The 13014-nt window shown below is 69.1% G+C and carries 9 protein-coding genes; 4 read left to right on the top strand and 5 right to left on the bottom strand.

Annotation, left to right across the window (positions count from 1 at the left end; genetic code table 11):
* Positions 1-119: 119 nt before the first annotated feature.
* The 3 genes from BKE09_RS18700 to BKE09_RS18690 all read right to left on the bottom strand — a co-directional run bounded on the left by BKE09_RS18700 (position 120) and on the right by BKE09_RS18690 (position 3740).
* Positions 120-1694: an N-acetylmuramoyl-L-alanine amidase gene (locus BKE09_RS18700; RefSeq protein ID WP_075677205.1), complete on the bottom strand. Its 1575-nt coding sequence runs from the start codon at positions 1692-1694 to the stop codon at positions 120-122.
* Positions 1695-1776: 82 nt separating this feature from the next.
* A complete protein-coding gene (gene tsaE / locus BKE09_RS18695) occupies positions 1777-2259 on the bottom strand; it encodes a tRNA (adenosine(37)-N6)-threonylcarbamoyltransferase complex ATPase subunit type 1 TsaE (protein WP_049405932.1) in 483 nt (160 codons plus the stop codon).
* Positions 2256-3740, bottom strand: a complete 1485-nt coding sequence (locus BKE09_RS18690) for a bifunctional ADP-dependent NAD(P)H-hydrate dehydratase/NAD(P)H-hydrate epimerase (protein ID WP_075677203.1) — start codon at positions 3738-3740, stop codon at positions 2256-2258. The genes tsaE and BKE09_RS18690 overlap by 4 nt, the downstream gene beginning before the upstream one ends.
* A 23-nt stretch (positions 3741-3763) precedes the next feature.
* Between BKE09_RS18690 and queG the strand changes: the two genes are divergently transcribed.
* Both queG and xseA read left to right on the top strand, forming a co-directional pair.
* Positions 3764-4834, top strand: coding sequence for a tRNA epoxyqueuosine(34) reductase QueG (queG, locus tag BKE09_RS18685; protein ID WP_075677201.1), 1071 nt, complete (start codon positions 3764-3766; stop codon positions 4832-4834).
* 43 nt (positions 4835-4877) lie between these two features.
* Entirely contained in the window at positions 4878-6209 is a 1332-nt protein-coding gene (gene xseA / locus BKE09_RS18680) for an exodeoxyribonuclease VII large subunit (protein WP_075677199.1), read from the top strand.
* Positions 6210-6740: 531 nt separating this feature from the next.
* Here the strand turns inward: xseA and BKE09_RS18675 are convergent.
* Both BKE09_RS18675 and BKE09_RS18670 read right to left on the bottom strand, forming a co-directional pair.
* A complete protein-coding gene (locus BKE09_RS18675) occupies positions 6741-7637 on the bottom strand; it encodes a M48 family metallopeptidase (RefSeq protein ID WP_075677197.1) in 897 nt (298 codons plus the stop codon).
* A gap of 88 nt (positions 7638-7725) precedes the next feature.
* Complete coding sequence (locus tag BKE09_RS18670) at positions 7726-9618, bottom strand: formylglycine-generating enzyme family protein (RefSeq protein WP_075677195.1); 1893 nt, start codon at positions 9616-9618, stop codon at positions 7726-7728.
* Positions 9619-9702: 84 nt separating this feature from the next.
* Here BKE09_RS18670 and rnd point away from each other — a divergent pair, with 84 nt between their 5' ends.
* Positions 9703-10782 carry a ribonuclease D gene (gene rnd / locus BKE09_RS18665; protein WP_075677193.1) on the top strand — a complete coding sequence of 360 codons (1080 nt, stop codon included), beginning with the start codon at positions 9703-9705 and terminating at the stop codon, positions 10780-10782.
* A gap of 122 nt (positions 10783-10904) precedes the next feature.
* Positions 10905-12977, top strand: coding sequence for a DUF4034 domain-containing protein (locus BKE09_RS18660; RefSeq protein WP_075677191.1), 2073 nt, complete (start codon positions 10905-10907; stop codon positions 12975-12977).
* Positions 12978-13014: the final 37 nt, after the last annotated feature.

Raw genomic sequence — 13014 nt, 5'->3', positions numbered from 1 at the left:
GGGGATGATAACGGAGCGGCCGAGGGTAGAGTCGAGCCATGCTCGACTGACGGGCTGCCGACAAGGCCCAGTCGAGCGCGGCTCGACTCTACAGAAAGCAGCAACCCACCTTCGGCGGGTTACTTGCTGCCGCCGGCCATGGTGCCGGCCGCGTCGATCTCAGCCTGGGCGCGGGCGGCATACAACGTGCCCGGCGGCGGCTGGCGGCTGAAGAAGGTGTGCACGCCATCCAGCACGGCGCCAGCGATCTTGCGCTGGTACGCCGGGTCCATCAGGCGGCGCTCTTCATCCGGATTGGAGATGAACGCGGTTTCCACCAGCATCGCCGGCATGTCCGAGGTTCGCAGCACCGCGAAGTTGGCGCGCTCGATGTTCGGCTTGTGGTTGTTGCCGATCCGCTTCAGGCCGCCCAGCACGTGGCCGGCCGCGTCTTCAGACGCCTTCATGTAGCCACTCTGCGCCAGGTCCAGCAGCACGTTGGCCAGGGTGCCTTCGGTCTGCTGCAGGCGCACGCCACCCACCAGGTCGGCCGCGTTTTCCTTGTCCGCCAGCCAGCGGGCGCGCTGCGAAGAGGCACCCTTGGTCGACAGCACGTAGACCGACGAGCCCGTGGCCGAACGGTTTTCGGCCGCGTCGGCATGGATCGAGATGAAAATGTCCGCCTTGTTCGCGCGCGCCTTCTGCGCACGCATCGGCAGCGGAATGAACACGTCGCTGTCGCGCGTCAGGTAGGCCTTCAGGCCCGGCGTGGCGTTGACCTGGCGGGCCAGCTCGCGCGCCACTGCCAGGGTGACGTCCTTCTCGCGCTTGCCGGTCGGGCCGATCGCACCCGGATCCTGGCCGCCATGACCGGGATCGATCGCCACCACCAGGTGGCGCATGCCGGCCTGCATGCGGATACGCGACGCATCGCTGGGCATGGCCGGACGCGGCGGCTCCGCCGGCGTCGGTGCCGGTGCCGGTGTGGGCACGGTGGCCGGCGGCGTGGTCACCACCGCTGCGGTGCGCTGGCCGGCGAGGATTGCGGCCGGCGAGGACGAGGGAGTGCTGCTTGCGGTGACGCCGGCCGCAGCGACCTGGGCCGGCGCGGTGGTCGGTGCCGGGGTCGGCGTCGCCGGTGCGGCGGCAGAGGCGCTGGCCTGCTGCTGTACCTGTGCGGTCAGCAGCGCCGTGGCACGCGCGGCATCGGTGCGCGACTGCGCGCTCTCGGCCGGCGTGGGCGCAGGCGAGGCACCCGCAGCGGGTGCCTGCGGCTGCACGACCGGCGGCGTCGCCGGGCGGTTGGCGGCCACGGCCGGGCCATCACCCGGCCATTCGATCACCAGCTTGGATTCATTGCCCTCGCGCTGCATCTGCGGGCGGAACGGCGCCACCGATTCGGCGAGGTCGAAAACGACACGGAACGTGCCCGGGACCGGCTGTCCGGTACGCACCGCCGTGACCACGCCCTGCGCGGCCGGCATCTTCAGGTTGCGTATGGCGCTGGAGTCGGGGAAATCGACCACCAGGCGGTTCGGGCCGGCGAGCGACAGGGTCTTGTAGCCGCCACTGCCGACCAGCGAGATCTCGGCACGGGTGCCGGTCGCGCCAGTATTCAGCAGGACCTGGCGGACTTCACCCGCCCACGCACTGACGCTCGCCAGACCCAGTCCGACGGCGGCACAGATGGCGATGAGACGGTTCCCCGGGCGCATGGCTCAGGATTCAATCACCGCGCTGAACGGAATGCAACACCTTTTTCCTTAATAATCCGTAACCTGCCGGTGTTTGTTCTCGTCAGCCGACAGAAATGGCCTGCAAGTCGCCCCCTTGGGGCAGCCGTTCCAGCCATTCATGTCCTACGTCGCTGGCCCCAGTGAGACGGACGCGACGCCCCTGCCCCTCGATCTCCAGCGCCACCACCAGGTCGGTCGGCGGCAGCGCGCCGGCCCCCCGTTCCGGCCATTCGACCAGCCACAGCACCGCGCTGCCCTCGTCCAGACCGAGGAAATCCAGCTCGCCGGCCTGCCCGATGCGGTACAGGTCCAGGTGCCACGCCTCACCGCCACTGGCCAGCGGATAACGCTCGACCAGGGTGTAGGTGGGGCTGCGGATCGCACCCTGCACGCCCAGCGCACGCAGCAGCGCACGGGCCGTGGTGGACTTGCCGGCACCCAGGTCGCCGCGCAGTTCGATCAGCGCCTGCGGCGGCCGGGTGGCCGCCAGCCATTGCCCGAGCAGTTCGGTAGCGTCGCTGTCGGCAAGGAAGAATTCGGTCATGGGGAGAGGTCCGGGTTGGCCAGTCGCCGCAGCGGCACCAGCAGATCAGTAGGAAGCAGGCCGCGCGCTCCGTCAGCGGCAGCCACGTCGCCGGCCAGCGCGTGCAGCAACGCACCCGCGGCCGCGGCATCGAAGGCCATCAGGTCCTGCGCACGCAGGCTGGCGATGATGCCGGTGAGCAGGTCACCCATGCCACCCACGGCCATCCCTGGATTGCCGGCGGCGATCAACCGGGGCGCTTGCCCAGGCGCCGCCACGATGCTGCCGGCGCCCTTCAGTACCACTACGGCGTGGAAACGTTCGGCCAGCCGCTGCGCGCAGGCATAGCGATCGGCCTGGATTTCAGCGGTGCTGCAGCCGAGCAGGCGTGCGGCCTCGCCCGGGTGCGGGGTGAGAATGGCATCGGGCAACGCGCGCGGATCCTGCGCCAGCAGGTTCAGGGCATCGGCATCGACCACCAATGGTTTGGTGCTGGCCAGCACCCGCGCAAACAAGGCGCGTGCCCATTCGTCCTGGCCCAGTCCGGGCCCGATCGCCACCACCTTCGCCTTGTCCAGCAGCGCCGGCAGCACATCGCCGTCTTCCAGTGCATGGGTCATGGCCTCGGGCAACCGGGCCAGCAGTGGACCGACGTGGTCGCGGCGGGTGCCCAGGCTCAACAGCCCCGCACCCGCGCGCAAGGCGGCTTCGGCCGCCATCGCGATGGCGCCGCCGCTGCCATGGTTGCCGCCGACGCACAGCACGTGCCCGGATTCACCCTTGTGGGTATTGGCGCGGCGCGGTGGCAACAGGGCCCGCAACCGCACCTGCGTCCAGTGCTCCGCAGCGGGTACCACGCCTTGCCAGGCCGCCGCGGGCAACTGCAGAGGCGCCAGGACCTTCTGCCCGCAATGATCCAGCGCATCGCCAGAATACAGCCCGCGATGCGCCACGATGAACTGCAGGGTCAGCGTGGCACGCACCGCCTCGCCCGGCACCGCCCCACGGTCGGCATCGACACCACTGGGAACATCCAGCACCAGCACTGGCGCTGTCTGCGCGTTGAGCGCGGCAATCAGCGCCTGCGCCGTACCCTCCGGCGCGCGATCGAAGCCCAGCCCGAACAGGGCATCGACCCAGATGTCAGCCCCGGGCAGTGCGCCGTCGAAATCGGCGCTGGCGCCGCCTGCGGACCTGAACTCCAGCGCCGCACGCTGTGCCAGCGCGGTCGAGGGCGGCCTGCCCGGCAGGGCGATCACCGTCACCTCGCACCCGGCCTGCAGCGCGTGACGGGCCAGCACATGGCCGTCGCCCCCATTGTTGCCAGCGCCGACCACCACACCGATCCGCCGCGCCTGCGGCCAATGCTGCAACAGGCACTGCCAGGCGGCCTGGCCGGCCTGCGCCATCAGGCCCCAGCCGCCGTCAGCGGCCAGCGCCGAGGCCTGCACATCAAGCGCACGCGCGGCAGCGGAATCGAACAGATCGGCAAGGTTGGCCATGCAGGGATTTTATACTGGTGCACATGTCCCCCGCCCCCACCCCTGTCGATCCGGCCCAGGCCGTGCAGCGCATCCGCGAACTGGCGCGTGCGCATGGCTTCCAGCGCTGCGGCATCGCCGGTATCGAACTGGGCGAGGATGAAGCGCATCTGGCCGACTGGCTGGGCCAGGGCCTGTACGGCACGATGGACTGGATGGCGCGCCACGGCACGCTGCGCGCGCGCCCGGCCGAGCTGCTGCCCGGCACCGTGCGCGTGATTTCAGTGGGCATGGACTACAGCCACAAGGACGATACCGAAGCCTGGGCGACCCTGGCCGATCCGGGCCGCGCCTACGTGGCCCGCTACGCGCTGGGCCGCGACTATCACAAGCTGATGCGCAACCGCCTGCAGAAGCTGGCCACGCAGATCAACGATGAGGTGGCACCGCTGGGCTATCGCGTGTTCGTCGACTCCGCCCCCGTGCTGGAACGTGCACTGGCACGCAATGCCGGCCTCGGATGGATCGGCAAGCACACCTGCCTGATCGACCGCCATGGTGGCTCCTGGTTCTTCATCGGCGAGATCTACATCGATATCCCGCTGCCGATCGATACGCCCGCCACGGCGCACTGCGGCACCTGCACGCGCTGCATCGATGTCTGCCCGACCCAGGCCATCATCGCCCCGCAGCGGCTGGATGCGCGGCGCTGCATTTCCTACCTGACCATCGAGCACGACGGCGCCATTCCCGAAGACATGCGGCCACTGATGGGCAACCGCATCTACGGCTGCGACGACTGCCAGCTGGTCTGCCCCTGGAACAAATTTGCCAAGCGCACCGACGAAGCCGATTTCCGCGCCCGCAACAATCTGGATACGGCGCGCCTGGACCAGCTTTTCGCCTGGGACGAGGCCGAATTCCTGCGCCGCACCGAGGGCAGCCCGATCCGCCGCAGCGGGCATGAGCGCTGGCTGCGCAACATCGCCGTGGCGCTGGGCAATGCACCGTCCTCGGCCGAAGCACTGGCCGCCCTGCACAGCCGCGTCGACGATCCCTCGCCGCTGGTGCGTGAACACGTGCAATGGGCGCTGGGCCAGCACACGGCGCGCTGACGTGCGATCCTGAGCTCCCGTTCCGCCCGCCGCACGCTGTTCCATGCAACCACGCAACAACGACATCCTGACCCCCAGCCAGCTCAATACCCTGGCCCGCGACCTGCTGGAAGGCAGCTTCCCGGCGATCTGGGTCGAGGCCGAGCTGGGCAGCGTGGCGCGCCCAGCCTCCGGGCACCTCTACTTCACCCTGAAGGACGCGCGCGCGCAGCTGCGTGCGGCCATGTTCCGGATGAAGGCGCAGTACCTGAAATTCGTGCCGCGCGAAGGCATGCGCGTGCTGGTACGCGGCAAGGTGACCCTGTATGACGCCCGTGGCGAGTACCAGATGGTGCTGGACCACATGGAGGAAGCCGGCGAAGGCGCACTGCGCCGCGCCTTTGAGGAGCTGAAAGCACGCCTGGAAGCCGAGGGCCTGTTCGACCCGGCACGCAAGCGCCCGATGCCCGCACACGTACAGCGACTGGCGGTGATCACCTCGCCGACCGGCGCCGCCGTGCGCGACGTGCTGAGCGTGCTCGGCCGCCGCTTTCCGCTGCTGGAAGTGGACCTGCTGCCGACCTTGGTACAGGGCAGCAGCGCCGCCGCGCAGATCACCCGCCTGCTGCAGGCGGCCGATGCCAGTGGCCGCTACGACGTGATTCTGCTCACCCGCGGTGGCGGTTCGCTGGAGGACCTGTGGGCCTTCAACGACGAAGCCCTGGCCCGTGCGATCGCCGCCAGCCGCACCCCGGTGGTCTCGGCGGTCGGCCACGAAACCGACTTCAGCCTCAGCGACTTCGCCGCCGACCTGCGCGCGCCGACGCCGTCGGTGGCCGCTGAACTGCTGGTGCCCGACCAGCGCGAACTGGCGCTGCGCCTGCGCCGCACGGCCGCGCGCATGGTGCAGCTGCAACGGCATGCGATGCAGCAGGCCATGCAGCGTGCCGACCGCGCCCTGCTGCGCCTGAACGCCCAGAGCCCGCAGGCGCGGCTGGACCTGCTGCGCCGACGCCAGCTGGACCTGGGCCGGCGCCTGCATGCCGCGTTCAACCAGCAACAGGAACGCCGTGCCGCGCGCCTGCGCCATGCCGCGGCGGTGCTGCGCGGGCACCATCCGCAGCGCCAGCTCGATGCGATGCAGCGTCGTCTGGCTGCCCTACGCGGGCGGCCGCAGGCAGCGATGCAGCGCCTGCTGGAGCGCGATGCACTGCGCCTGCGAGGGCTGGCGCGTTCACTTGAAGCAGTCAGCCCGCTGGCGACCGTGGCGCGTGGCTACAGCATCCTGACCCGCAGCGATGACGGTACGCTGGTGCGGAAGCTCGATCAGGTACAACCGGGTGACGCCCTGCAGGCCCGCGTCGGCGACGGCGTGATCGACGTGCAGGTCAAGTAAAGGGGTGTTCGGCAGGGCTGCGCCCTGCACCCGCTGAGGCCTCAAGCCAAGGCAACGTCAACGTCAAAAGCAGGCATTCCGTGAGATGGCGGGGCGGTGTCGGAGTGCGGGGACGCCGTGAACCCGTCCATGGGGGCTTGGCAGCCGCATCCATGCGGCTGACACTCCGCACTCCGACACCGCCCCACCTCTGACAGTTTTCCGCGATCGGGTAGATCCACGCCATGCGTGGATGAATCTCCATCGAAATCGAATATTTCGAATCGAGATCGAAAAGCATCCACGCATGGCGTGGATCTACCGTGTCGACCAAGGTCGACACCTACCAACAGCAGCAGAAATCTGTCGAAGGCGGGGTGGGTCCGGTTGCGGGGGCGTGAGCCGCATGGATGCGGCGACCGAGCTTACATGGACGTACTTGCAGCGCCCCCCGCAACCGGACCCACCCCGCCATCCCGCGGAATGCACGCTGTTGCTGTTGCTGTTGCTCTGGCTTCGGCAGGTGCAGGGCGCAGCCCTGCCGAACACCCCCTACTTTGCCTGCTCGCAGAATTTCTGCCGGTACTCGAGCGCCTTCGGCATCAGCGCCTGCAGGTTCTGGATGCGGGTGCCCGGGTTCGGATGGGTGGAGGCGAACTCCGGCGGCGACTGCCCCCCACTGGCCTGGCCCATGCGCTGCCACAGCGGCACCGCCTCGCGGGGATCGAAGCACGCCGCTGCGGCCAGCATCAGTCCCACTTCATCGGCCTGCGTCTCGTGGCTGCGCGCGTAGGGCAGCAGGTAGCCGTAACCCATCGCCGACATCATCATCTGTTGCTGCTGCGCGTCCATGCCGCTGGCGGCGCCGGCCATCTGCCCGATCTGGGTCAGCTTCTGCTGCGCCATCCGCTGTGCACCATGGCGCAGCAGTGCATGGGCGATCTCGTGGCCCATCACCACCGCCATCGCATCACGCGTACGCGCCACCGGCACCAGGCCGGTGTAGACCGCCATCTTGCCCCCCGGCAGACAGAACGCATTGGCCTGTTCGGACGGAATCACGTTCACTTCCCACTGGAAATCCCGTGCGAAATGCGCCGGCTGCACGCCGTGCTCCTGCGCCAGCGCGGTCTCCACCACGTCAACCTTGGCAATCAGCCGCTGGGCGATATCGCGCACATCGCGCGCGATCGGTGCATTCGGATCCATCGGCCGTTCCTGCGACAGGATCTGCTGGTAGGCCTGCAGCCCCAGCGCGGTTTCCTGGCGCGCATCCAGGCTGCTGTCGATCATCACCTTCTCGCCGGTATACGGATCGACCGTGCGGTTGGAAAACCAGTAGAACACCGCATAGCCGGCCGCCAGCAGCAGCACCCACCAACGGATGTTGCCGAACAGGCCGCGCCGTTGCGGGCCTTGCGACGAGCGGGAGAAGGGATCGTTGCGCATCAGGCGGTCTTCCGGCAGGTCCCGCCGGCTGGCGGGCACGGCGCAATCTTAGTGCGCCGATGCCCGCAGCGGGTGAAGCCGGGGCCGCTCAGATGCCGCGCACCAAGCGGAAGCCGATGCGTGCGTTGGTGGTGTCCGAATCCTGCGATTGCCTCCAGGCCGCACGGGTCTGCTCGGGCGCGTTGGCCCAGTTGCCACCCCGGATCACCCGTGACCGGCAGCCCGGGTTGAACCAGGCGACACCATCGGAGGGCGCACGCCGGTAGCTGGCATGCCAGCAGTCGGCCACCCATTCGCTGAGATTGCCGGCCATGTCGTGCAGGCCGAAGGCATTGGCCTGGAAACTGGCCACCGGTGCCGGTCCCCACCAGCCATCGCCATAGCCGATGAAGGCGTTGTGCCAGTGCCGTCCCGAAGGCGAAACATCCTTGCTGCCGGTGAAGTTGCCGGTGCCGGGCGGCGGCGTGCCGGCGTCGCCCCATGGATAGCGGCCACTGCTGCCAGCGCGCAGCGCATATTCGAATTCGGCCTCACTGGGCAGCCGGTAGCTGCGTCCTGTCTGCTCGGACAGCCACGCCGCGTAGTTTTCGGCATCACGCACACTCACATGCATCACCGGCGCATTGCCCAGTGCGCGCGCGCCATCGTAATCGGAACGCCAGTCCACACCGCTGCGGCGGATGAAATTGCCGCTGCGCTCGTCATACACCACCGAGTGGCCGCGCCGGGTTGCCCGCGGCCGCGCATTGGTCGACTTCACATAGCGCTCGAAATCGCCGACGGTGACCTCGGTGATCGCCATCGCAAACCCGCGGTCGAAGCGCACGTAATGCGAGGGCCGCTCGGCGTCGGTGGCACCGGGCTCGGCATCACCCGCGCCCATCTGGAAGCCGCCATGCGGCACCACCACCATCTGCGGACCGCGCCCACCATCGCGCATGGCGTCGCTGAACACCTGCCCGGGACGGAAGCTGCCGTAATGGGTGGCCAGGTCGATGCGTTCGCGCAACTGGGCCACCACCGCATCCCCTGGCAAGGCGATGCGCAGGGCCTCGGCCAGCTTCTCGCGCGCCGGCTTCAGGCCCTGCGGCGTCGCCAGCTCGCGAAGGCCATCATCGCGCAGCTGCAGCAGCGCGGCCGCGCGGATCTGTTCGATGCGTTCGAAGGCATCGGCAATGGTCGGTGACGAGTCACGGACCTTGCTGGCTTCGGCCAGCCAGGTGCCGGCGCTGGTGAAGTCACGCGCCCGCGCTGCGTCCTCGGCACGGCGGATCAGGCCACTCTCGGCCGCCGCCAGGCCCTGCCGTGCCCGGCTGTTGTGTTCATCCAGGGCCAGCGCTTCACGGAAGTTGCCGATCGCACCGTCACCGTCTTCACCGATCCGCCCCGAACGCAGGTCTTCCTCGCCGGCACGGTTGTAGGCCACCACGCGCTGGGCGAGCTCCACCCGGCCCTGCAGCGCGCGCACCTTCTCATCCTTCGGCGCCAGGGTCAGCAGCACCAGTGCCTGGCGGCTGGCCTCGGCCAGCGCCTCGCGCTGCTGCAGCGGCCGGACCAGCAGGGCGTCGGCCTGCTGCTGCAGGCGCTGGCGTGCGCGCTGCAGGCCGTTGCGGGCCTGGCGGTCATCCGGGTCTTCCTCCTGCACCGCCAGCCACAGCGGAACCGCCGCGTCGGCGTCTTCGTACAGGTGCCCTTCGCTGAATGCCTTCTCGGCCGCGCGACGCAGCTGGGCCAGGCTGCGCCCCTGCCGATCGACCCGCGGTGGCGTCCACCGCTGCACATCCTCGGCGGCATCCTCACCGGCAATGGTGACGCTGCCCTGCCCCGCCTCCGGCGTCGCGTCCGCCTGCGAACCTTCCTGCGGCCGTGCGTCTTCGCCAGCAGCCGGGCCCGGCTCCGGCGTCGCCGAGGGCGACGGCGTGCAGCCGGCCAGGGCCACGGCCAGGGCGGTGCACAGCGCGGACGACAGCGGAAAACGCAAGCAGGATCTCCTTCAGCACGGATGCGGACCGACGTTAGGCTATTCTCCCCTGCCTGAGCAAACCCGAGTAGTAGGCCCTGACCCGTGGCAACCTGGATCACCACCCCCGCCGAGCTGGATGCATACTTCCAGCAGCGCCCGGCCCGCATCGGCCTGGACACCGAATTCATCCGTGAACGCACCTTCTGGCCGCAGCTGGCCCTGGTGCAGATGGCGGTCGGGCAGGACATCTTGCTGATCGATCCGCTGATTCCCGGCATGACCGAGGCCCTGGCGCCCTGGCTGGCCGATGAATCGATCATCAAGGTGATGCACAGCGCCAGCGAAGACCTGGTCGCCTTCAAGTGGGCCTGCGGCGTGCTGCCACGGCCGCTGTTCGACACCCAGATCGGCGCGTCGCTGGCCGGCATCGGCGGCGGCATGGGCTACCAGAAGCTGGTCGCGGAAATCACCGGCGTGGCACTGGCCAAGGGCGAAACCCGCTCGGACTGGATGCGCCGCCCGCTGTCCGAGTCGCAGCTGCAGTACGCCGCCGACGACGTCGAGCACCTGTTCGCGCTGCACGACGCCATCGATGCCAGGCTGCAGGCGCTGGGCCGCCAGCAGTGGCTGCACGACGACGGCGAGCGCCTGCTGGCCAGCGTTGCCAACGACGAAGACCGTTGGCCGCACCTGGCGATGCGCTCGGCGCAGTTCCTCGACGCCGCCGCACAGCACCGCCTGCTGCGCCTGCTGCGTTGGCGCGATGTGCAGGCGCGCAGCAGCGACCGCCCGCGCAGCTGGATCCTGGACAACGAACTGGCCGCCACGTTGGCACGCACGCCACCGGCCGATGCCGCCGCACTGGGCAAGCTGTTCGAACAGTTCCCGAAGGCTCCGCGCAAGCTCGCGGGCGCTGTGTGGCAGGCGCTGGATACGCCGCTGGCCGATGAGGCCGAGGCACCGCTGGCGCTGCCGGCCAACGACAGCAGCAAGCAGGCACTGAAGAAACTGCAGGATGCGGTCGCCGAGCGCAGCCGCGAACTGGGCCTGCCGGATGGCGTGCTGGCCTCGCGCAAGCATCTGGAAAGTTATCTGGAACGCCGCCAGTGGCCGGCCGCACTGGCCGGCTGGCGCCAGCAGGAGCTGGAGTCGCGGTTGCAGGCCCTGCTGCCCGCGGCCTGATATCACAGCGCGCCGGGGCGTTGCCGCGGCGCCTGCGAACATCGGAATGAGCATCTGCCACGCTTGCCGACACGGGCGCGGGCCTGTCCAATAGCGGCCCCGCTACTGTTGGATGGCATCAGATGACAAATGGAATTGCGAAGGACGGCCTCTCCGTCGAGGACCTGGCCTGGCGCACGCGGGCGCGCACCGCGCTGCAGGAACACGACCATGCAGCGCTGGATGCACTGCTGGCGCCCCACGAACAAGCCTGGCTGGACGGGGCGCGGGCGCTGCCCGGCATCCGCTGGCGCCTGCGCAACCTGCAGGACAAGGTCCTGACGCTGGATGAGCGCCTGCAGCAGGCACAGTGCTGGGTCGCCGCCGCACCGCACAGCTACTACGCCTGGCTGCGCCTGGGTGCGTGCTGGCAGGACGCCGCCGGCGAACTGCGCAGCGCCGACGTGGCCGCGCTGGTGGAGGACAGCCAATGGCTGGCCGCGCAGCTGGCCAGCGACCACGCCGTGTACGCCTACCTGCAGGCCATCCCGCTGTCGCCGCGGCCGGCGTTGGCACTGGATGGCATCAAGCGCATCACCAGCTACCTGCGCGAGCCGAACTGGCTGCTCGCCCTGCAGGCCGGGCAGCCAGCGCAGTCCGACGATGCCGCATTGGCTGAACACTATCCGCAGGCGTGGCCGCAGGCACTGCAGCTTCTGTCGCGCTTCGGTGCACCGCTGCAGGACCTGCCCGACAGCCTGCCGCCGCTGCTGCGCGGTCGCAGCCAGGACGACTTCGACGCGCCGCTGGCCTACTGGATGCGCCTGGTGCTGGAACAGCGCCCCGACGACCTGAGCACGCTGGAAGACACTCTGTACTTCCTGTACCCGCGCTGGGGCGGCAGCCACGAGGCGATGGAAGACTTCATCGAAGGCAGCTGGTGCCGCGGCCTCGATCTGGCGCAGAGCAATGCGCTGCGCTGGCGCAAGGCACAGGACTGGCTGGCCGAGTCGCCACAGCGCGATGACAACGAAACCGTAGCCGCGCACGAGCGCGCATACGCACAGATTCTCGACTGGCACCTGGACCGCAACCTGCGCGCGGAGGTGCTGACCCAGCGTGCCGGACTGCGCTATCGGCTCGGCCGCATCGAAGAGGTCGAAGACGATGTGCAGTGGGATGCGCAGCACATGCAGGCGCTGTTCGAGGACCTGCAGCAGGCCTGGGCGCTGGACCGCGACATGGTCCTGCACGAAGGCCTCAGCAATCTCGAGGCCTGCACCTGGTTTGCCCACGTCGATGGTGCCGAAGCGCTGTTCGCCCAGGTGGTGGACTACGCCGCGCGCGAGGGCGATTCGGCGATCGGCCTGCTCTGGGCCGCGACGGCCATCGAGCATGGGCTGCTTGGCCAGAAAGCCGATCCGGTACGCGCTGCGCCCTTGCTGCAGCGCGCATTGAAGCTTGCGCAGCAGGACAACACCTCTGCGGTCACCTTCGCGGCCAACCTGTTCTGTGATGTCTCGCAGGCTGCCGGCCTGTCGCTGCTGCAGCGCATGGCTGAAGCGGGCGATGCAGGCGCAATGTCCGCACTGTGCGACCTGTACAAGGGCCGCCTCGGTGGCCGTGACCAGCCGCAGTTCGTTGATGCAGGGAAGGCCGCGTACTGGCAGGAGCGTGCGGTGGAGGGCGGCGACCTGATCGCCACCTACAACCTCGGCGTACGCCTGGTCGCTGCCGGTGGCGCAGAGAATGAAGCACGTGCGCGCGAGCTGTACCTGCGCTGCCTGGATGAAGCCGAGGCCGGTGAGCGCGTATGGGGTCCGACCTGCCGCAACCTGGCCTGCCTGGCACTGGATGGCCAGAACGATGCGCACAAGCGCGAAGCGGTCGAGCGCGCGTTGATCCCACTGTGGTGGCGCGGCGATGACGACGACAAGGTGTGGGCCGCCGGCTACCTGGCCGACATCTACCACGTCGGCAACGGCGTGCCGGCCAATGCATTCCTCGCCCTGACCTGGCTGCAGCGTGCCAGCGAGATCGATCCGGAGTACGTGGACGTGGTGCGCATGGCGCCGCTGATCAACGGCGAGGGTCGCTGGTTCGGTGCCAGTCGCGCACGCAAGCAGCAGGAACAGGACCGCCAGCAGGTGGACAGTGCGACCTGGGCCCTGACCTTCGGCCAGCGCAGCCAGGACAGCGACCTCACCGCGGTCTGAAGCAACGAAAAGGGCGGCCCGTTAATCCGGGCCGCCC

This window comes from Stenotrophomonas sp. TD3 (genome assembly GCF_001939825.1).
Classification (GTDB): Bacteria; Pseudomonadota; Gammaproteobacteria; order Xanthomonadales; family Xanthomonadaceae; genus Stenotrophomonas.
Note: the sequence above shows the minus strand (reverse complement) of the source record. Positions and strands in the feature narration are given on the sequence as shown.